A 17,909-nucleotide genomic window follows, 5' to 3' on the forward strand; every position below is an offset into this window, starting at 1 on the left:
GCGCATATGCTTCTGGCCATTGACTGCGGCAACACGAACACCGTTTTCTCGATCTGGGATGGCGAGAAATTCCTATGTACGCTGCGCACCTCGACCCATCATGCCCGCACGGCCGATGCCTATTTCACCTGGTACTCGACCCTCGTGAAACATTACAGGATCGAAGCTGACATCACCGACGTCATCATCGCCTCGACCGTGCCGCGGGTGGTGTTCAACCTGCGCGTCTTTGCCGACCGGTTCTTTGGATGCCGGCCGTTGGTGGTGGGCAAGCCCGATTGCGAGTTGCCGGTGGCGCCGCGCGTTGATGAAGGGACGATTCCCGGTCCGGACCGTCTGGCGAATGCGGCCGGTGCCTTTGATCGGCACGGCGGGAATGTCGTGGTGGTGGATTTCGGGACCGCCACGAATTTCGATGTGGTCGCAGCTGATGGCGCCTATGTCGGGGGGGTAATCGCCCCCGGCGTGAACCTCAGCCTCGAGGCCTTGCACCAGGGCGCTGCAGCTCTGCCGCATATCGACGTGACGCGTCCCGAGAAAGTCATCGGCACAAACACGGTTGGATGTATCCAGTCAGGTGTGTATTGGGGGTATTCCGGCCTCATCGAAGGTTTGATCGACAGGATCAAGGCGGAATACGGAATGCCCATGAAGGTCATAGGGACGGGCGGTCTTGCACCGCTATTCGATCAGGCCGATGTGGGCTTTGATGCAATTGAAGACGATCTGACGATGCACGGGCTTACCGTGATCCATCGCTACAACAAGGATACTGGCTCGGCATGAGCAGCGAAAGACTGATCTACTTGCCGCTCGGCGGCGCGGGCGAAATCGGTATGAACGCCTATGTCTACGGCTATGGCAAACCCGGTCAGGAACGCCTGATCCTGGTCGATCTGGGCGTGACCTTTCCCGACATGGATACAACGCCGGGCGTCGATCTGATTTACGCCGACATTTCGTGGTTGAAGGAACGTGCGGATCGGCTTGAGGCGATCTTCGTCACCCATGCGCACGAGGATCACGTCGGCGCCGTGGCCCATTGTCATGAGGCCCTTGGCGCGCCGGTCTACGCGCGTGCCTTCACCGCAAATATCGCGCGCCGCAAAATGGAAGATGCCGGACATCCGCCCGAAGCCGTGCGCACCGTTTCCGCCTGGCCCGAGCAGATCAAGGCTGGTCCGTTTACGGTCGGGTTCCTGCCCGTTTCGCATTCGATCCCCGAGAGTGCGGCGCTGGTGATCGACACGCCGGCTGGCCGTGTCGTGCATACCGGTGATTTCAAACTGGACACCAATCCGGTTGTGGGCGAACCGTTTGATCCCGATCTTTGGGCCGAAGTGGCCAAGCCCGGGGTCAAGGCGTTGGTTTGTGACAGCACCAACGTGTTTTCCTCGCATCCCGGTCGCTCGGAGTCGGAGGTTGGGCCGGCCATCACCCAATTGGTCGAGGACGCGACTGGTATGGTGGTTGCAACGACCTTTGCGTCGAATGTCGCGCGGGTCAAAACGCTGGCCGAGGCCGGGCATCGGGCGGGTCGTTCGGTGGTTCTGTTGGGCCGGGCCATGCGCCGCATGATCGAGGCTGCGACTGAAACCGGTATCCTGTCTGATTTTCCCCGCGTGATCAGCGCTGAGGAAGCCTTGGATCTGCCCCGCCAGAACCTGATGCTGATCGTCACCGGCAGCCAGGGTGAGCGCCGCGCGGCCAGCGCGCAGTTGGCGCGCGGCAAATACCGGGGGATCGAGCTGAAGGATGGCGACCTGTTCCTTTTCTCCTCGAAGACCATTCCGGGGAATGAACGCGGTGTGATCCGCATCATGAACCAACTGAGCGAAAAAGGCGTCGACGTGGTCGATGACAGCGCTGGCCTGTACCACGTTTCCGGCCACGCCAACCGCCCCGATCTTGAGCAGATGCATGCCTTGGTCGATCCTCAGATCGTCGTTCCAATGCACGGTGAACACAGGCATCTGCGGGAACACGCAAAGCTGGCCAGGGCCGCAGGTCGTGCCGGAGTTCTGGCGGTGAATGGAACGATGCTGGATCTGTCGGGGAACGCGCCCGAGGTCGTGGATTATGTCGAGACCGGCCGGACCTACCTGGACGGTTCCGTCAAGATTGGCGCGCTGGACGGTGTGGTGCGGGACCGTATCCGCATGGCTCTGAACGGGCACGTGACCGTAACTGTCATCCTGGACGAAGACGACGAGCCACTGGGCGAACCTTGGTGCGATACCATGGGGCTGCCGGAAACCGGCGTGTCGCGGGCCGGATTGATTGAGGTGCTGGAAGAGGACCTGAACCAGTTCCTGATGCGAGCTGAGGTCAAAACGCTGCGGGACGATGACAAGCTGGAAGAAGCCATGCGTCGCATCGTTCGACAAAGTGCGCAGATCGAAATCGGCAAAAAGCCCGAAGTCACGGTTGTGATAAGCCGAATGAAATAAGGCGGCTCAGTCTGTTTCGGGCATCGGGTGGCCCTTGAGGCGCTGGAACAGACTGGCTTCTTCGTTGTTCAGAAAGAACGGCACAGAGTCGGGGGGCGTTGTATCTGATACGCGCGCCTCGACTTCCGACAGAACAACCTCGGTGATGAACGGCAAGTCGAACTCCCGCGCCTGTTCCAGCGGAATCCACTGTAGATGTGACAGTTCATCCGAGGCCAGGCCGAAATCGTCCAGATCACTGGCGATCGCATCTGCGTCCAAAAGAAAAAACCGGGCGTCGAACCGGCGTGGACGTCCGGGCGGGGTAACCGCGCGGAACACGAACTGCAGCGCTTCGGCCGACGGAATGTAGCCTCTTTCCGCGAAGCCGGTCCAGCCATGTGGAACCGGACCCGGCCAGGTGTCGCGGACACCGAGGATAAGGCCGGTCTCCTCCCACAACTCGCGAATTGCCGCTGCCGCCAGTGGCACATGCAGTCCGGCAGGAGCCTGATCGCTCAGCCTTTGTTGGCAAATCTCGGGAACCGGAGTGGCCAGCGGAACTTGCGCGTCCTCTGCATCCACGGCACCCCCCGGAAATACGAACTTGTTCGGCATGAAGGCCGCCGCGGCACCACGTTGGCCCATCAGAATCGACGGGGTTCGAAAACGGTCGCGCAAAACGATGATCGTCGCGGCGTCGCGAATTGCGGATTTGTCCACGGTCATGAGAAGCTCAGCTGCATTGACGGGTCACTTGCCGTCGTCGAACCCGTGCATCTTCCGGGCCCATTGAAAGCCGACGACCGCTCCTTTGAGCCTGGGCAGAAGGAACAGCGACAGGGCAACGCAAGCTATCGAAAAGCCGATTGCCATGGCCCACGGAGACGGGCGCAGGCCGACGTATGTGACATGCAGCGCCGGAGCCAGAAGGTGTCCGACCAGCAGAATGGTCAAGTAGGCCGGTCCGTCATCCGCCCTGTGGTGAAACAATTCCTGACCGCAGTTTGCGCAGGTATCATTCACCTTCAGATAGCTGTGCAACAGCTTGCCTTTGCCGCAATTGGGGCATTTGCACCGGAACCCTTTCACGATGGCGGGCCACGTGGGGCGTTCCTCCTGAGAGAGGGTGTCGATGGTTTGATCTGTCATCTTGATACTCGCGCTCGGATTTCGGGGATATTGCGCTTGTTTCATCCCGCAGAAAAGGGGGGTGCGTCGCTTTGCACCGACCCTCTCGAAAATATTGACCGGAAATGCAGGTTTCAATGCCGGAAAAAATTCTCGGGCAGCGACGGAAACTTTGCCGGGCTGCGTTTGAATGAATGTAAGCAGCGGCACAGGGCCGCGACAACAAAGGAAACGAGCAATGAAGAGCGCAAAATTTATCTCGGCCATCATTCTGTCTGCAGTTGCCGTCACCGGGACGGCTGCGCTGGCCAAAGGACCTCGCGACCGTGAACCGGTCAGCTTTCAGGAGCTGGATGCCAACGGTGACGGCCAGGTGACCAAGGCCGAGATGGAGGCCCATCGCCTGCAGAAGTTCACCTCGGCCGATACCGACGGTGACGGAAAAATCAGCGTCGAAGAAATGCAGGCCGAGGCCCAGAAGAAGGCAAACGACCGCGTTTCCGACATGTTCGAGCGTCATGATGCCGACAAAGACGGCTTTCTGACTGCGGACGAGTTGCCGAAACCGCGCCGGGCTGACAAGATGTTTGACCGCCTTGATGCGGATGGAAACGGATCTCTGTCCGAGCAGGAGTTCGCCAATGCACGGGATGGAATGGGTCGGCACCACAAGAAGGGTGACCGCCCGGACCCAGACAACAACTGACGCAGGATGAAGGACGTGCCGTCCTCTGCGCATACTGTCCGCGGCGACACGGTCGCCGTGGATGCCCGCAGCGACGACGTGTTGCTGAAACGGTTTGCCGAAGGCGACGCTCAGGCAGCACGCCTGTTGACCGATCGGTTGGGGCCGCGGTGCTATTCGGTTGCTCTGCGCATGTTGAACAATACGGCAGAGGCCGAAGACGTAACCCAGGAAGCGATGCTTCGGCTGTGGAAAGTGGCGGCGGACTGGGTTCCGGGGCAGGCCAAGATCTCGACCTGGTTGTACCGCGTGGTCTTGAACCTGTGTGTCGATCTGCGGCGGAAGAAAACGGCAGGCACATTGGACGATGTGCCAGAGCCTGAGGACGACCAGCCCAGTGTCGTGGACCGTATGCAGCAAAACGCTCGCGTGGATGCGTTGCAATCGGCCTTGGCACAATTGCCGGAACGGCAGCGCGAAGCTGTCATTCTCAGGCATATCGAGGAGTTGTCCAATCCGGAAATCGCGGGAATCATGAGGATTTCCGTAGAAGCGGTAGAAAGCCTTGTTGCCCGCGGAAAGCGGTCGTTGACGGCCATACTGTCAGGCCGTCAGGAAGAGTTGGGGTATGACCATGTCTGACCAAGATACAGAACTGGATCTTTTGTTTGCCGAGGCACGGCAGGCACATGTTGATCTGCCCGACGATTTGGCCGTTCGTATCCTGACGGATGCCGAGGCCATCCGGCTTGCGGCGACAAAAACAGCGAAACCCAAGTCACAAGGGTTTCTGGGCAATCTGATTGCCGGTCTCGGGGGCTGGCAGGCGCTCAGCGGGCTTGCGGCGGCCAGCGTGGTTGGCGCATGGGTCGGCTTTGCCGCGCCGTCCTTTCTGCCGGACCCGGCGAATTACATAATGACCCAGGATGCATCCTACATGGTCGCCAATCTCGGTCTCGAGGCCGCGTTTCTGGAGGAAGCGGAATGAATGAAGACGTCAAACCCCCACGGCGCTGGGTGCCTGTGCTGCTGATTGTATCCCTTGGCCTGAACCTGCTGGTCGCCGGAGTGATCATCGGGACTGCGCTGAGGTTTCACGGTGTGCGGGACGATGTTCCTCCAGGATTTGGGCCTGCCCTGTACCGCGCTCTTCCTGATCCGGAACGCAAGGCGCTGAGAGGCGATCTGGCCGACAAGCATCGGCGCGGGGCCGAGAAAAGGTCTCGTGATTTCAAGGCGCTTGGCAAGGCACTGCGGGCCATTCCGTTCGACCGCGATGAAGTCCAGAGCCTGCTGGAAGAACAAGCCAGGGCGAATGACGAAATCCAGGCAGCACTGCAAGAGCAATGGCTGGCTCGGGTTTCGGCCATGTCCGACGAAGAACGAAAAGCTTATGCAGACCGCTTGGAAGACGTGTTGAAGCGGCGCCCGGATCCCAAGAAACGCAAGGACTGACCTGCTTAGGCCGCGTTCTGTTTCATCCACACCTGGTTCCGGCCGGCCTGTTTGGCCGCGTAAAGCGCCTTGTCCGCGCATTTGATCAGGCTTTCGGCCGACAGTGAGCCGTCCGGAATTGGGGAGAAGGGTGGCTCGCATACCTTCAGCCCGATGCTGACCGTCACCGGAAGCCGGGCAGGAATGTCCGGCAGGACGATCGGTACGCTGCTGACGCCGCTGCAAATATCGGCCGCCCTCTTGAGCGCCTTTTCGCGGGTCGCGTTTGGCAGTCCGAACAGGAATTCCTCTCCTCCGATGCGGGCGAGGAAACCGTCAGGTCCGAAAGCGCGCTTCATCCGTTTTCCGGCCTCGACCAAAACCCTGTCACCGGCACTGTGGCCGTAACGGTCATTGATGGATTTGAAATGGTCCAGGTCGGCCAGCATGATCGCAAAACCCCGCTGTTTGTGCACCGAACTGTGCAGCAATTGGTCCATCGCGGTCTGTGCGAAACGACGGTTGTTCAGGCCCGTCAGCGTGTCGATCCACGATTCCTCAAGCCCACGGCGCAACGAGTCGCGCATTTGCTCGTCATGCGCCTTGCGTGCAATCAACGCCTCGACCCGAAGCGATACTTCGTCAGGGCAGAACCCTCCGAGGCAAATCGCATCGGCGCCGCGATCCAGGGCCTCGGCGGCAAGAGTGGCGTTGTCATCGGGAATGATTCCGATCAGAGCGGTCCGCCGAGTGCCGGTGCGGGATTTGAGGTCGGCCAACATGTTCAGGCCGGATGGATCGCTGTTCAATTCGACAACAATCGCGTCAGGTATGGTGCCGGACAAGACTCCGCTGAGGTTGGGCAGGGTATGGCTGCACACCGAATGCTGCGTTCGTCCGTTCAGGGCCTTGTGCCACAGCGTGCGAGTACGTGCGGTGTGGGCCAAGACGGCGATCTGACCATGCCGCGCGGGCGTGATCATTGCAGCGGGGGCCTCGGCAAACCCCACGGATTGAGGGTTGCCACTGTTCTTCAGATCCTGAGTTTCCGCACGGGCGCGCAGCAGGCTTCGCACACGCGCCAGCAACAGCGTATCTTTGAACGGATAGGCCAGAACGTCATCCAGCCCCTCGGACAGGTTCCGCAGCCGGGCGGTCCGATCGTTCTGAGGCGCAATCGCGACCACAGGGACATCCTGCAGGGCCGGAACGGAAAGCATCAGTCTTTTGACGTCGCCCGCGTCTCCGTCGGGTAGTGTCTGGGCCGTCAGCACCAGATCCGGCCGGGTCCGCCGCAGCAACGCCCCAAGACCAGCCAGCTTCTCGCCCTGCACGACATGATACCACGCCGCCGTCAGCTGCACCTTCAGCATGATGCGATTGGTCGAGACCCCGTCGAGGACAAGGATGGTTCCCTGCACGGACATTGTTTTCACCGTAGATTGCATGCCTTGCCAAAGTGTTTATGAGTCTGGTTAACAAACCCTTTCCAAATCTTCGAACCGGGGCCTGATCATGCCGATCTCTGCCGAATTCGCCGAAACTCTGGCCTTGAAAGCGCTTGGGTGGCTTGTTGGGAACGATGAATTGTTGCCTGTTTTCCTTGGTTCGACCGGCGCGTCGACGGATGACCTGAGGGACCGCGCCACAGAGCCCGAGTTTCTTGCTTCGGTGCTGGAATTTCTGATGCTTGACGATTCGTGGGTGTTGGCCTTTTGTGACGCAAACGCTGTCCCCTACGATCAACCGGCCCAAGCCCGAAGCGTCCTGTCAGGCGGCGCGGATGTTCATTGGACCTGAACGGGTCCGCGCAGGAGCAAGAATGCATGTCGATTGATGCGCTGGTTTTTGACAAGGACGGAACCCTGTTTGATTTCGCCGCCACGTGGGGGGCGTTCGGCAAGGCGGTGCTGCTGCGTCTGAGCGAGGGCGACAATGCGCGTGCGTCCGTGCTTGGAAAGAGCATTGGCTTTGACTTCGCGACAGAGACCTATTCCGAAGACAGTATCGTGATCGCTGGCACCGTCGACGAGGTCGCTGACGCGTTGTTCCCCGACCTTGACGGCTGGTCCCGCGAGGATCTGATTCAGACCTTGAATGTGGCTTCTGCTCATGCGCCTCAGGTCGAGGCCGTTGCGCTTGCACCTTTTCTGCAATCCCTGAAAGACGCCGGCAAGAAGCTGGGTGTTGCGACCAATGACGGCGAGATGCCGGCGAAACGGCACCTGGCCTCGGTCGGAATCGAGACCTATTTCGATTTCATTGCGGGGTATGACAGTGGCCACGGGTTCAAGCCCGGGCCCGGCCAGCTGTTGGCCTTTGCCCAACATGTTGGCGTCGCACCGAACCGGATCGCCATGGTCGGCGACAGTCTGCACGATCTGGAGGCCGGTCGCGCCGCCGGCATGACCACGATCGGTGTTCTGACCGGATTGGCCAGGGTTGAGGATCTTGCACCGATGGCAGATGTCGTTCTTCCCGATATCAGCCACATCCCCGGCTGGCTGAAACTTCGTTAAAGCGCCTTGCCTGAAAATCGGCGGTTCATGAGTTGAAACCGACCTTGGCTGTCGCAGACAGAGCGGCCAGAGGCCGGACTTCGGGTCTTGTTTGAGAGTAGCAAACGCCGGAGGAACAGATGGCCGACACGAATACTCGCAAGCGCAGGGGTGGTGGACGCGCAGGCGCTGCAGCGCGCCGAGGTGCGGCAGTCATCGACCAGATGCCATGGAATCCGCCGATCAACATCGATCGGCCAACCGAACCGTTGGGCCCCGAGGGCGTCGAAGCCATCCATGACGGTGCCATGCGTATTCTCGAGGAAATCGGCATCGAGTTCTACAATCAAGAAGCTTTGGAGATCCTGCGTGAAGCTGGATGTATCATCAATGGCGACAACGTGCGCATGGGACGTGACTTCGTCATGGAAATGGTCGCCAAGGCGCCGTCGACCTTTACCATCACGCCGCGCAACCCGAACCACACGATCGAGATCGGCGGCAATACGATGTTGTTCGGAAATGTCTCGTCACCGCCGAACTACTGGGACATGGAGATCGGCAAGAAGGTTCCCGGCAACCGGGAAATGTGCCGGAACCTGTTGAAGTTGACGCAGTATTTCAACTGCATCCACTTTGCCGGGGGCTACCCGGTCGAGCCGGTTGACCTGCACGCCAGCGTCCGGCACCTGGATGTCCTGTATGACAAGCTGACGCTGACGGACAAGGCGATGCATGCCTATTCGCTGGGCAAAGAGCGCGTAGAGGATGTCATGGAAATGGTGCGCATCGCAGGCGGGCTCAGCCACGAGGAATTCGAGGCGTCGCCGCGCATGTACACCAACATCAACTCGACCTCGCCTCTGAAACACGACCACCCGATGATCGACGGGTGCCTGCGGCTGGCCCGGCGGGGGCAGGCCATCGTCGTCACGCCGTTCACTTTGGCGGGGGCGATGGCCCCGGTAACGATGGCCGGGGCCGTTGCGCAGTCGTTGGCCGAGGCGCTGTGTGCGATTGCCTTGTTCCAGTACGTCCGGCCGGGCATCCCATGTGTCATCGGGACATTCACCTCGAATGTCGACATGAAGTCCGGTGCGCCTGCGTTTGGCACGCCTGAATACATCCGGTCGACCCAGATGACCGGCCAGATGGCGCGGTTCTATGGGCTGCCCTTGCGCTCGTCCGGTGTCTGCGCGGCCAATGTGCCGGACGGCCAAGCCGTCTGGGAGACGTCGAATTCACTCTGGGCGGCGGTGCAGTCGGGGACCAACATGGTCTATCACGCGGCCGGATGGCTGGAGGGCGGCCTGATCGCGAGCCCGGAGAAGTTCATCATGGACTGCGAGATATTGCAGCAAATCCAAAGATATATGCAGCCCGAGATCTGCGCCACAGGCCCGGACGAAATCGCACTGGAAGCCATCCGCGCGGTCGGGAACGATGGGCACTTCTTTGGCATCCAACACACCCAGGATCGCTATACCACCGCGTTCTATCAACCTTTCCTGAGCGATTGGAAAAACTACGAGGGTTGGGAAGTCGCGGGTGGGATCTGGACAGCCGAACGGGCGCATCTGATGTTCAAGGAGATCATCAACAGCTTTGAGGCTCCGCCCATGGATGAGGCGATCCGAGAGGAACTGGCTGACTTCGTCGCACGTCGCAAAGCCGAAGGGGGCGCGCCGACCGATTTCTGATAGCGCACCACCGGGCAGGCAGCCGGAATGGCAAGATGTCTCAGCCTGAGATTTTCGTGAATTTTCCGCATCTTGAACTGCCGCATTTGGCCTTTGTTAAGATCTTTGAGGTGGGATTGGGCATGAAACCTTTTTGAGGGCATTCATGCACGGATTGATCAACAGGGCCGTTCAATCGTTTGTATGCGCGACCTATGGGCGTGAGCGCTGGCTTCGGGCGACCGAGGCCGCTGAACTTGGGTTCGCCGAGTTCGAAGCAATGCTCGTCTACGACCGGGAAAAGTCATATCGCCTGCTGGACGTGGTCTGCGATCAATTGAACCGTTCGCGGGACGAGTTTCTGGAAGATCTCGGAACCTATCTGGTCTCACACCCCAACATGGAAGGATTGCGGCGCCTTCTGCGCTTTGGCGGCGTTACCTATGTCGAGTTTCTGCAGTCTTTGGATGATCTGGCCGACCGGGTCAAACTGGCGGTCTCTGACCTTGAATTGCCTGCCCTGGAACTGCTGGAGCGTTCGCCCACAGAATTCGAACTGCGCTGCCATCCCGGGCTGGATGGGTATGCCAATGTCATGATCGGGATCTTGCGAGCAATGGCGGACGACTATGGCGCGCTCGTGATTCTGACGCATGCCGGGCAGAGGGGCGGGGTGGACGTCATCTCGATGGTTCTGGTCGAAAGCGCCTTTGCCGAGGGTCGTCACTTTGATCTGGGGGCGCGGAACTGATGATGGATCTGGATCAACTGGGCAGGATGTTGGAGACGTTGTGCCCGATGTTCACCTTGGTGGATCAGGATGGGCGTATCCTTCAGGTCGGGCCGACACTGCAAAAACTGCGCCCCGACCAGCCGTTGGTTGGCAGCGAGTTTCTGGAAATATTTGAACTGGTAAGGCCCAGAACCGTGACGACTATGCCGGCGTTGATGGCGACGGCAGGTACCAAGCTTCATCTCAAGCTTCACGATGAACCGCGCACAGCATTGAAGGGTTTGGTGGCGCCGCTGCCTGACGATGCAGGCGCGGTTATCAACCTGTCCTTCGGGATCTCGATCCTGGACGCTGTACGGGATTATGCACTGACAAGTGCGGATTTCTCGGGAACCGACCTCGCAATTGAATTGCTCTACCTGGTCGAAGCCAAGTCTGCGGCGATGGAGGCTTCGAGGTCGTTGAACCTGCGGCTTCAGGGGGCAATGCTTGCGGCCGAGGAACAGGCCTATACGGATACTCTGACCGGCCTCAAGAACCGGCGCGCGATGGACCACATTCTCGAGCATTTGGTTTCAACGAAATCCACTTTTGCGTTGATGCATCTGGACCTTGATTTCTTCAAAGCCGTGAACGACGAATTGGGGCATGCCGCGGGCGACTATGTGCTGTCCCAGGCCGCCCGGATCATGCTGGAAGAAACCCGCAGCGACGACACGGTCGCCCGGATCGGCGGCGATGAATTTGTTCTGATATTCAAAAGCCTGTCGAGCAGGGCTCAGCTTGAACGGATCGCCAATCGCCTGATTGGCCGCCTTCAGAAACCGATGGTTTTCGAGGGCGAGACCTGCGCGATTTCGGCGAGCATCGGGACCGCACTTACGTCACAGTTTCTGTCCCCGAAACCGGCTGAGATTCTGCACGCGGCGGATTTGGCACTTTACGAGGCCAAGCGAAACGGTCGGTCGTGCCATCGCTTCTATTCCGAAGAGGCGCGGGCACCGGAGTAGACCGGTGCGTCGGTAGGCTGGTTGCTTGACTACTCAGCGAAAGCCCCGTCCAATGTCTGCGCGATGTGCGACTGGATTTCATCCAACTCGCCGACGACAGGCAGCACCGGGCCACGAAATGCGGCCTTGCCCAGCTCGGCGGGAATATCATCCAACACGTGGCCTCCGGTGCAGGCAAAGAACGGCAGGCAGATCGCATGATCCCCGGTCATTTGGGCGGCGACACTGATCGATGGGGGTTCTTCGACAAATCCACAGCGGATTGATTTCAGTGATATCAACCCGGCCAAACGGTCAGCGAATTCGTGGGTGACGGCTGCCGGGTTGCGGCTGCGGCCTGAGCCGTGTGCGGCAATAAGCAGATCCGTGGACGTGGTGCTCCAACCATGCTCGTCGATCAAAGGTTGCAGGGCGCGCGCCACCAGGTTGGGTAGCTGCGGGTCAACGCCCAGCGGGTCGAGTTGCCGAACTGCGCGCCCTTCAAGGCGTTTGGGAAGCGCAGAAGTCACGAACCACCCTTTCGCCATGAACAATGGAAAAATCGCGCTGCCGTCCGGAATCTCATCAAGGAGCTTTTCCAGCGCGCCTGGCGCGGCGAGGGTCGCCGATCTGACTGTGACTCTATCCGTCAGTTGATCGATCCGAGCGGCCAGTCTGGCCAGAGATGCCTCGGCCGGGTCTGGGTCGGACGGTTGGCCATGAGCTACGATGACGGCAGTCGGCATGCTGGGGCTTCCTTGTTCTGTTTCGGGATAGGTGTGGCGCCCTCCCGCAAAGTCAATTCGTCTTTATCCGAGCAACGTCAACCACATCCATACCGTAAGAATGGACACGCCTGTGCCAATCAACACCGAAGAGGCGGCAACTCGTTTGGCCCGGCCATACATGTTGGCGAAGATGTAGGCGTTGAATCCGGGCGCCATCGCCGCATTCAGAACGCCCGAGCGGAAAAGATCTTGCGGCAGGGCGGTCGCTGTACCGAACAACCAGACCAGGCTTGGATGCAGAACAAGTGAAACGCAGCAAACATAGCCGATTGTCCGCAGGTCACCTTCGGGCTTGTACTTGACCAGAACTCCGCCCAGAGCGAATAGGGCGCCGGGCAGTGCTGCGCGTGTCACCAGGCTCAGGGCCTCGTCTGCCACAGCCGGAATTCCGATGCCCGTGAGATTGACGATGAAGCCCAGAGCGATGCCCAGGATTAGCGCGTTCTTGAACATTGCCGAAAGCACCGATCGGGCCATGCGCATACCGCCATTGCCTCGGTTGCGGATGACCTCCATCACGGTTATGCCGACGCAGTAGCAGAACGGCGAGTGGAACGCGATGATCGCATAGTTTCCGGTCAGGTTGTCGGGCCCATAGGCGCGTTCGGTGATCGGCAGGCCCAGCAGGACCGAGTTCGAAAACAGGCAGCAGAACCCGATCGCGACGCAGTCTTCCCATTCGCGCTTGAATATCAGGCGAGCGCCAAATACCCCCGCAAGGAAACACAGAGCTGCGGCAGTATAGAAACTGCCCAGAAGGCGCGGGTCAAAGCTGGCGCTCAGGTCCAGATGGGCGATGGCCAGAAACAGCAGGCAGGGGATTGCGAACCCCTGCGTGAACTTCATCAACCCGTCAATATGAACTTCTTTGAAGTAGCCCGTCAGCGTCGAGACATAACCAGCCCCAATCACAAGAAAGACCGGAAGGATGACGTCGATCAGGCTTTGCAACATGTCACGACCTCAATCCAGGCTGTTCGGTCAGAGCTGGGGGAAGCGCGTGCAATCCGATGTCCTAAAATGGCTGCCGGATCACCATGCCGTCATAGGCAGGCTCGACATGGTCCGGGGTCTCGGCATCGACGGCTGCATAGTCCAGATCGATGTGCATATTGGTCAGAACTGCCCGAGCCGGCTTTAGCTGTTCGATCCAGCCAAGGGTCTTTTCCAGGTGGGCATGGGTCGGATGCGGGTTCCGGCGCAGCGCGTCGATCACGAGGCAGTCCAATCCTTGAAGCTCGGGCCAGGCATCATCGTAGATTTCCGCAACATCAGGCAGATAGGCCAGGTTATTCATACGAAAACCAAGCGCATCGATCGATCCGTGGTTCACCTTGAACGGGCGAAACGGGATTGACCCTCCTGGACCGTCTATCGCGAACGGGCCGTCAATTGTCTTCAGGTCGAGGATCGGTGGATAGGGCGAGCCTTCGGGTTGAATGAACGCGTAGCCGAACCGCCCCAGCAATGCGTTTTGCGTGTCGCCATCCGCCCAAACGGGCACCCGCGTGCGCATGTTGAAAACGATCATGCGCAGGTCGTCGATGCCGTGCACATGATCGGCATGTGAGTGTGTGTAGACAACGGCGTCGAGGCGTCCGGTTCCGGTGTCCAGCAGTTGGCTGCGCATGTCCGGGGTCGTGTCGATCAGAACCGAGGTCGTGCCGTCCGGCCCGTCCCGTTCAACCAGCATCGAGCATCGGCGGCGGATATTGCGCGGATTTTGCGGGTCACAGTCTCCCCAATGCCCACCCAACCGGGGGACACCGCCAGAGGAGCCACAGCCCAGGATCGTGAACCGCAGCATGCTCATGCGGCAACCGGGTAGGCGGCCGCCTTCGCAAACAGTCGATCAAAATTCACTTGGGTCTGCGCGGCGAAATCCGGGTAGTCCAGGCCGAACAGTTCGGCGCCGACCCGGGCGGTGAAAGCGGTATAGCCGGGCTCGTTCCGCTTGCCCCGGTGCGGCGGCGGGGCCAGGTATGGTGCGTCGGTCTCTACCAGAATTCGATCGACGGGCGCCGCAGCAAAGATATCCCTCAGATCTTGGCTTTTTGGAAAGGCCGCGATGCCGGACATGGAGAGGTAGAACCCCAAATCCAACGCCGCCCGCGCCAGTTCGGCCGAAGACGAGAAGCAATGCATCACACAGGAGTAAGGTGCGTTCCGAAACTCGTCCTGCAGGATCGCCGCCATGTCCTCGTCGGCTGCACGGGCGTGAATGATCAGCGGCAGGCCTGTACTTTGGGCGGCCTGAATGTGAACCCTCAACGAGCGTTTTTGTATTTCGGCGCTGTCGGCGGTGTAGTGATAGTCCAACCCGGTTTCGCCGATGCCGACAAATTTCGGATGTCGGGACAATGCGACGAGTTCGTCGACGCTCGCCAGTGGCTCTTCGGACGCGCTCATGGGATGGGTGCCCGCAGCGTAGAAAACCGGGGCATATGTTTCGGCGATCGCGCGCACGGTCGGCTCATTGCGCAGACGTGTGCAGATCGTCACCATGCGTGTCACGCCCACTTCGGCCGCACGAGCGATGATTGCGTCCAACTGGCCGTCGAAATCCGGGAAATCCAGATGGCAATGGCTGTCAGTGATTGCGGGAGGTTGGGGCGTGTCGCTCATCTGCTCGGACCGGCGGTTTCCTGAATCTTGAACACCGTATCTAGGACGACGGCGACAGGGTCAAGGTTCACCGCCTGCCCGTGCCGTGCACGGGCCGTGATGATGGATGCGGCCTCGGCCCAGCCCAAGGCTTGTGGGCGCGAGGATGACAGGCGCAACAGCACTTCGGCTTCGTTTGGCGCAGCTTCGGGCTGCGGAGGCGCGCCGGTCGCACCGGTTAGAGCAAGGCGAGACAGAGCGATGTCAATCAGATTTAGAAGCAGGTCATAACGCTCGGCTGCTCCGCGTTGCGCGGCCGCTTCGGCCAAAGCCAGCGCGCGCTGGCGGTCGAGGCGGGGCAGGGTGCCAAGTATCTGGATCAGCTCAGCATAGATCTCCATCCCGCCCAGATTGATCAGCCTTACCGCGTCGCCCACGGATCCGGCGGCCAAAGCCGCGAGGTGATCGGATTGCGGAGGCAACTCGGCCCCGGTCTGTGCCAGCGCCGATTTCATGTCCTCCGGCGACAGCGGTGACAGGCGCAGGGTACGGCACCGCGAGCGGATCGTCGGCAACAGCCGTGACGGCTGATGCGAAACCAGCAGCAGTGCCGTGCGGGCAGGGGGCTCTTCGAGCATTTTCAACAACGCGTTTGCGGCGCTGACATTCATTTCGTCCGCCGCATCCACGATAACCACGCGGCGCCCTCCGTCCGCTGAACTGAGGCCGAAAAAGCGCCCCAATTTTCGGATGTCATCGACAACGATCTCGTTGCGCAGGCGGCCCTGATCATTCAGGGATCTGGTGATCGCGGCCAGACCGGGTTCGGCCCCCGCCAGCATTCGCGCTGCAACCGGGTGGTCCGGCGCGATGTCGAGTGTCGTCGGAGCCTCGGGCGCGCCGAACAGCCCGTCATCCTGCTGCAGCGGCGTGGCCAGCAGAAACCGCGCGATGCGCCATGCCAGGGTCGCTTTACCCACGCCACGAGGGCCGGTCAGAAGCCACGCGTGATGCAGCCGGTCAGACGCAAAAGCGGTCAGGAAGGCTTGCTCGGCCGCATCCTGTCCAAACAGCCTGCGTGTCTCGCGCGGGTGAAGCGCGCCGGGCGCCTGGTCCGGTGTGGGTGTGTCGTCGCTCATTCGTGAATTACCGCAGAACCTTCAGGACGGTTTCTCTCACATCCACGGCCACGCTGTCCACGTCGCGATTGCCATCGATCACACGGAACCGGTCCTTGAACTCGTCCGCCAGCGCAAGGAAACCCGAGCGCATACGTTTTTGAAGGGCCGGACCAAAATCCTCGAACCGCTCTTCGGTGCCTTGCCGGCCTTTGGCGCGGGATAGCCCGATTTCCGGATCCATATCGATCAGCAAGGTCAGATCTGGCTCGCGGCCGATCATCAGGCCGTGGAGTTGGTCCACCAACGCGCGCAGATCTCCGCGCGACAGGCCCTGATACATTCGGGTGCTGTCGGCGAACCTGTCGCAAATCACGATCTTACCCGCATTCAAGGCCGGTTCGATCGTGCGCTCCAAATGATCGCGTCGTGCGGCCGTGAACAGAAGAATTTCGGTTTCCGCCGACCACCTGTCGGGATCGCCTTCCAGGACCAGACGGCGAATTTCCTCGCCCCCGGGCGAACCGCCCGGCTCGCGCGTCAGAACAACGTCATGTCCGACCGCCTCGAGGCTTTCTGCCAGCCTGCGGGCCTGCGTGGACTTGCCCGAACCGTCGATCCCCTCGAATGTCAGGAACAGACCGCGCGGGCTCACATCGACTCCAGTGGGGTATTGATCATGTCTTTCAGGACGATGCCGCCCACGGTCATCAGCCGCACCAAAAACCCGCCCATCGCCACATCCTCGGCCGCGACAAGGGGGCGCCGGATTTCGGGCAAACCTTCGGGTTGTATCACAAGTTCGGCCAGTTGTTGGCCCTTGGCGATCGGAGCGTTGATCGGGCCTTGATACACGACTTCGGCCTGCACGTTCTGATCGCCCAGAACGGGAAACAGAAGGGTGAGGTCACCGCCGGGCACAAGCCCAACCGTCTTTTGCGCGCCCATCCACACTTTGGCCTGTGCTATCGGCGTTTCGGCGTTGGCAACTGTCCTCTCGATAAAATTTCGAAACGACCAGTTAACCACGGCCTCAGCCTCCTCTGCCCGGCGAGAGATGCTGTCGAGCCCGGAAAGAACGAAGACCACCCGGCGATCGCCTTGCTTGGCCGATCCGACAAGGCCATAGCCTGCCTCTTGCGTGTGGCCGGTCTTCAGGCCATCGGCACCGATATCCAGTTTCAGCAACGGGTTGCGGTTGTTCACGTTCGACGGGGCACGGCCGTCGAATTCGAAGGTTTCCTCGGCAAACAGCGGATAGTATTCGGGAAAATCGGTGATCAGCCTGTCGGCCAGTACGGCCAGATCATGAACCGACATCATGTGACCCGCAGCAGGCCAGCCGTTCGAGTTGGTGAAGTTCGAGTAGTTCATGCCCATCTGCCTGGCGCGTTGGGTCATGTAACGCGCAAAGCCGGCCTCGGTACCGTCCGGGCTGAGCGCTTCGGCGATCACGACACAGGCGTCATTGCCGGACAGGACGATGATGCCTCGCAGCAGGTCCTCGACCCGGACCCGGTCCTGCGTGTTCAGGAACATGGTCGAGCCGCCATAGCTCATGGCATGTTCCGAGACCGGAAGCGTTTCATCCAGCGTCAGTCGACCGTCGCGCAGAGCTTCGAATGCCACGTAGAGCGTCATCAGCTTGGACATCGATGCTGGTGGAAGCGGTTCATCGGCATTCTTCGACAACAGCACAGTGCCTGTCGTTTGATCGATCACGTAGGCCGCGCGCGCGGACGTGTCGAAGGCGTGAACCGGCAGGGCCAGCAGGGCAAGGCCCGCGGCCAGAACAGCCGATTTGAGTGAGGTCAGCATTGG

21 protein-coding genes are annotated in these 17,909 nt (G+C 60.3%); 11 read left to right on the forward strand and 10 right to left on the reverse strand.

The features are described 5' to 3' along the window. The first annotated feature begins 6 nt into the window (after positions 1-6). Both ACR0CU_RS02825 and ACR0CU_RS02830 read left to right on the forward strand, forming a co-directional pair. Positions 7-786 carry a type III pantothenate kinase gene (locus tag ACR0CU_RS02825; protein ID WP_170450652.1) on the forward strand — a complete coding sequence of 260 codons (780 nt, stop codon included), beginning with the start codon at positions 7-9 and terminating at the stop codon, positions 784-786. Then, the gene (locus tag ACR0CU_RS02830) at positions 783-2,450 is read left to right on the forward strand and encodes a ribonuclease J (protein ID WP_480642414.1); all 1,668 of its coding nucleotides are present in this window, start codon (positions 783-785) and stop codon (positions 2,448-2,450) included. Before ACR0CU_RS02825 ends, ACR0CU_RS02830 begins: the two co-directional genes overlap by 4 nt. A gap of 6 nt (positions 2,451-2,456) precedes the next feature. On the opposite strand, the gene ACR0CU_RS02835 is transcribed toward ACR0CU_RS02830, so the two are convergent. Further along, positions 2,457-3,158, reverse strand: a complete 702-nt coding sequence (locus ACR0CU_RS02835) for an NUDIX hydrolase (RefSeq protein ID WP_170445062.1) — start codon at positions 3,156-3,158, stop codon at positions 2,457-2,459. Positions 3,159-3,182: 24 nt separating this feature from the next. After that, positions 3,183-3,581: a DUF983 domain-containing protein gene (locus tag ACR0CU_RS02840; protein WP_170445065.1), complete on the reverse strand. Its 399-nt coding sequence runs from the start codon at positions 3,579-3,581 to the stop codon at positions 3,183-3,185. Positions 3,582-3,798: 217 nt separating this feature from the next. On the opposite strand from ACR0CU_RS02840, the gene ACR0CU_RS02845 reads away from it, so the two are divergent. Genes ACR0CU_RS02845 through ACR0CU_RS02860 form a run of 4 tightly spaced genes read left to right on the forward strand, consistent with a single transcriptional unit; the run spans position 3,799 to position 5,700 of the window. Then, complete coding sequence (locus tag ACR0CU_RS02845) at positions 3,799-4,266, forward strand: EF-hand domain-containing protein (protein WP_170445068.1); 468 nt, start codon at positions 3,799-3,801, stop codon at positions 4,264-4,266. 6 nt (positions 4,267-4,272) lie between these two features. Beyond that, entirely contained in the window at positions 4,273-4,887 is a 615-nt protein-coding gene (locus ACR0CU_RS02850) for an RNA polymerase sigma factor (protein ID WP_170445070.1), read from the forward strand. Beyond that, a complete protein-coding gene (locus ACR0CU_RS02855; protein ID WP_254437518.1) occupies positions 4,880-5,233 on the forward strand; it encodes a hypothetical protein in 354 nt (117 codons plus the stop codon). The genes ACR0CU_RS02850 and ACR0CU_RS02855 overlap by 8 nt, the downstream gene beginning before the upstream one ends. Beyond that, positions 5,230-5,700 (forward strand): periplasmic heavy metal sensor, encoded by a 471-nt coding sequence (locus ACR0CU_RS02860; RefSeq protein WP_170445076.1) that lies wholly within the window; start codon positions 5,230-5,232, stop codon positions 5,698-5,700. The genes ACR0CU_RS02855 and ACR0CU_RS02860 overlap by 4 nt, the downstream gene beginning before the upstream one ends. Positions 5,701-5,705: 5 nt before the next feature. Here ACR0CU_RS02860 and ACR0CU_RS02865 read toward each other — a convergent pair whose 3' ends face one another. Then, positions 5,706-7,106: a diguanylate cyclase gene (locus ACR0CU_RS02865; protein ID WP_170445079.1), complete on the reverse strand. Its 1,401-nt coding sequence runs from the start codon at positions 7,104-7,106 to the stop codon at positions 5,706-5,708. Positions 7,107-7,194: 88 nt separating this feature from the next. Here ACR0CU_RS02865 and ACR0CU_RS02870 point away from each other — a divergent pair, with 88 nt between their 5' ends. The 5 genes from ACR0CU_RS02870 (at position 7,195) to ACR0CU_RS02890 (ending at position 11,599) form a co-directional block, all read left to right on the forward strand. Beyond that, the gene (locus tag ACR0CU_RS02870; RefSeq protein ID WP_093964931.1) at positions 7,195-7,479 is read left to right on the forward strand and encodes a DUF3572 domain-containing protein; all 285 of its coding nucleotides are present in this window, start codon (positions 7,195-7,197) and stop codon (positions 7,477-7,479) included. Positions 7,480-7,505: 26 nt separating this feature from the next. Next, the gene (locus ACR0CU_RS02875; RefSeq protein WP_170445083.1) at positions 7,506-8,198 is read left to right on the forward strand and encodes an HAD family hydrolase; all 693 of its coding nucleotides are present in this window, start codon (positions 7,506-7,508) and stop codon (positions 8,196-8,198) included. A gap of 119 nt (positions 8,199-8,317) precedes the next feature. Beyond that, positions 8,318-9,877 carry a trimethylamine methyltransferase family protein gene (locus ACR0CU_RS02880; protein WP_170445086.1) on the forward strand — a complete coding sequence of 520 codons (1,560 nt, stop codon included), beginning with the start codon at positions 8,318-8,320 and terminating at the stop codon, positions 9,875-9,877. Positions 9,878-10,022: 145 nt separating this feature from the next. Next, on the forward strand, positions 10,023-10,607 hold the full coding sequence (locus ACR0CU_RS02885) for a heme NO-binding domain-containing protein (RefSeq protein WP_170357357.1): 585 nt from the start codon (positions 10,023-10,025) through the stop codon (positions 10,605-10,607). Continuing rightward, positions 10,607-11,599 (forward strand): GGDEF domain-containing protein, encoded by a 993-nt coding sequence (locus ACR0CU_RS02890; RefSeq protein ID WP_170357358.1) that lies wholly within the window; start codon positions 10,607-10,609, stop codon positions 11,597-11,599. The genes ACR0CU_RS02885 and ACR0CU_RS02890 overlap by 1 nt, the downstream gene beginning before the upstream one ends. A 29-nt stretch (positions 11,600-11,628) precedes the next feature. Here ACR0CU_RS02890 and ACR0CU_RS02895 read toward each other — a convergent pair whose 3' ends face one another. The 7 genes from ACR0CU_RS02895 to ACR0CU_RS02925 form a co-directional block, all read right to left on the reverse strand. Continuing rightward, positions 11,629-12,324 (reverse strand): CbiX/SirB N-terminal domain-containing protein, encoded by a 696-nt coding sequence (locus ACR0CU_RS02895; protein WP_170525338.1) that lies wholly within the window; start codon positions 12,322-12,324, stop codon positions 11,629-11,631. A 63-nt stretch (positions 12,325-12,387) separates the two neighbouring features. Continuing rightward, positions 12,388-13,320, reverse strand: coding sequence for an AEC family transporter (locus tag ACR0CU_RS02900; RefSeq protein WP_170404291.1), 933 nt, complete (start codon positions 13,318-13,320; stop codon positions 12,388-12,390). Positions 13,321-13,381: 61 nt separating this feature from the next. Further along, entirely contained in the window at positions 13,382-14,179 is a 798-nt protein-coding gene (locus ACR0CU_RS02905; protein ID WP_170445095.1) for an MBL fold metallo-hydrolase, read from the reverse strand. Further along, the gene (locus tag ACR0CU_RS02910; protein WP_480642421.1) at positions 14,176-14,991 is read right to left on the reverse strand and encodes a TatD family hydrolase; all 816 of its coding nucleotides are present in this window, start codon (positions 14,989-14,991) and stop codon (positions 14,176-14,178) included. Before ACR0CU_RS02910 ends, ACR0CU_RS02905 begins: the two co-directional genes overlap by 4 nt. Continuing rightward, on the reverse strand, positions 14,988-16,109 hold the full coding sequence (locus tag ACR0CU_RS02915; RefSeq protein WP_170445100.1) for a DNA polymerase III subunit delta': 1,122 nt from the start codon (positions 16,107-16,109) through the stop codon (positions 14,988-14,990). The genes ACR0CU_RS02910 and ACR0CU_RS02915 overlap by 4 nt, the downstream gene beginning before the upstream one ends. A 7-nt stretch (positions 16,110-16,116) precedes the next feature. Beyond that, a complete protein-coding gene (gene tmk / locus ACR0CU_RS02920) occupies positions 16,117-16,743 on the reverse strand; it encodes a dTMP kinase (protein WP_170445102.1) in 627 nt (208 codons plus the stop codon). Further along, a complete protein-coding gene (locus ACR0CU_RS02925) occupies positions 16,740-17,906 on the reverse strand; it encodes a D-alanyl-D-alanine carboxypeptidase family protein (RefSeq protein WP_170445105.1) in 1,167 nt (388 codons plus the stop codon). The genes tmk and ACR0CU_RS02925 overlap by 4 nt, the downstream gene beginning before the upstream one ends. Between the last annotated feature and the right edge of the window lie 3 nt (positions 17,907-17,909).

This window comes from Ruegeria sp. BC2 (assembly GCF_056539245.1).

What these genes read in the sequence shown, in the direction of transcription:
- ACR0CU_RS02825 (WP_170450652.1), top strand. Translation starts at nt 7, where the DNA reads ATGCTTCTGGCCATTGACTGCGGCAACACGAACACCGTTTTCTCGATC.
- ACR0CU_RS02830 (WP_480642414.1), top strand. Translation starts at nt 783, where the DNA reads ATGAGCAGCGAAAGACTGATCTACTTGCCGCTCGGCGGCGCGGGCGAA.
- ACR0CU_RS02835 (WP_170445062.1), bottom strand. Translation starts at nt 3,158, where the DNA reads ATGACCGTGGACAAATCCGCAATTCGCGACGCCGCGACGATCATCGTT.
- ACR0CU_RS02840 (WP_170445065.1), bottom strand. Translation starts at nt 3,581, where the DNA reads ATGACAGATCAAACCATCGACACCCTCTCTCAGGAGGAACGCCCCACG.
- ACR0CU_RS02845 (WP_170445068.1), top strand. Translation starts at nt 3,799, where the DNA reads ATGAAGAGCGCAAAATTTATCTCGGCCATCATTCTGTCTGCAGTTGCC.
- ACR0CU_RS02850 (WP_170445070.1), top strand. Translation starts at nt 4,273, where the DNA reads ATGAAGGACGTGCCGTCCTCTGCGCATACTGTCCGCGGCGACACGGTC.
- ACR0CU_RS02855 (WP_254437518.1), top strand. Translation starts at nt 4,880, where the DNA reads ATGTCTGACCAAGATACAGAACTGGATCTTTTGTTTGCCGAGGCACGG.
- ACR0CU_RS02860 (WP_170445076.1), top strand. Translation starts at nt 5,230, where the DNA reads ATGAATGAAGACGTCAAACCCCCACGGCGCTGGGTGCCTGTGCTGCTG.
- ACR0CU_RS02865 (WP_170445079.1), bottom strand. Translation starts at nt 7,106, where the DNA reads ATGTCCGTGCAGGGAACCATCCTTGTCCTCGACGGGGTCTCGACCAAT.
- ACR0CU_RS02870 (WP_093964931.1), top strand. Translation starts at nt 7,195, where the DNA reads ATGCCGATCTCTGCCGAATTCGCCGAAACTCTGGCCTTGAAAGCGCTT.
- ACR0CU_RS02875 (WP_170445083.1), top strand. Translation starts at nt 7,506, where the DNA reads ATGTCGATTGATGCGCTGGTTTTTGACAAGGACGGAACCCTGTTTGAT.
- ACR0CU_RS02880 (WP_170445086.1), top strand. Translation starts at nt 8,318, where the DNA reads ATGGCCGACACGAATACTCGCAAGCGCAGGGGTGGTGGACGCGCAGGC.
- ACR0CU_RS02885 (WP_170357357.1), top strand. Translation starts at nt 10,023, where the DNA reads ATGCACGGATTGATCAACAGGGCCGTTCAATCGTTTGTATGCGCGACC.
- ACR0CU_RS02890 (WP_170357358.1), top strand. Translation starts at nt 10,607, where the DNA reads ATGATGGATCTGGATCAACTGGGCAGGATGTTGGAGACGTTGTGCCCG.
- ACR0CU_RS02895 (WP_170525338.1), bottom strand. Translation starts at nt 12,324, where the DNA reads ATGCCGACTGCCGTCATCGTAGCTCATGGCCAACCGTCCGACCCAGAC.
- ACR0CU_RS02900 (WP_170404291.1), bottom strand. Translation starts at nt 13,320, where the DNA reads ATGTTGCAAAGCCTGATCGACGTCATCCTTCCGGTCTTTCTTGTGATT.
- ACR0CU_RS02905 (WP_170445095.1), bottom strand. Translation starts at nt 14,179, where the DNA reads ATGAGCATGCTGCGGTTCACGATCCTGGGCTGTGGCTCCTCTGGCGGT.
- ACR0CU_RS02910 (WP_480642421.1), bottom strand. Translation starts at nt 14,991, where the DNA reads ATGAGCGACACGCCCCAACCTCCCGCAATCACTGACAGCCATTGCCAT.
- ACR0CU_RS02915 (WP_170445100.1), bottom strand. Translation starts at nt 16,109, where the DNA reads ATGAGCGACGACACACCCACACCGGACCAGGCGCCCGGCGCGCTTCAC.
- ACR0CU_RS02925 (WP_170445105.1), bottom strand. Translation starts at nt 17,906, where the DNA reads ATGCTGACCTCACTCAAATCGGCTGTTCTGGCCGCGGGCCTTGCCCTG.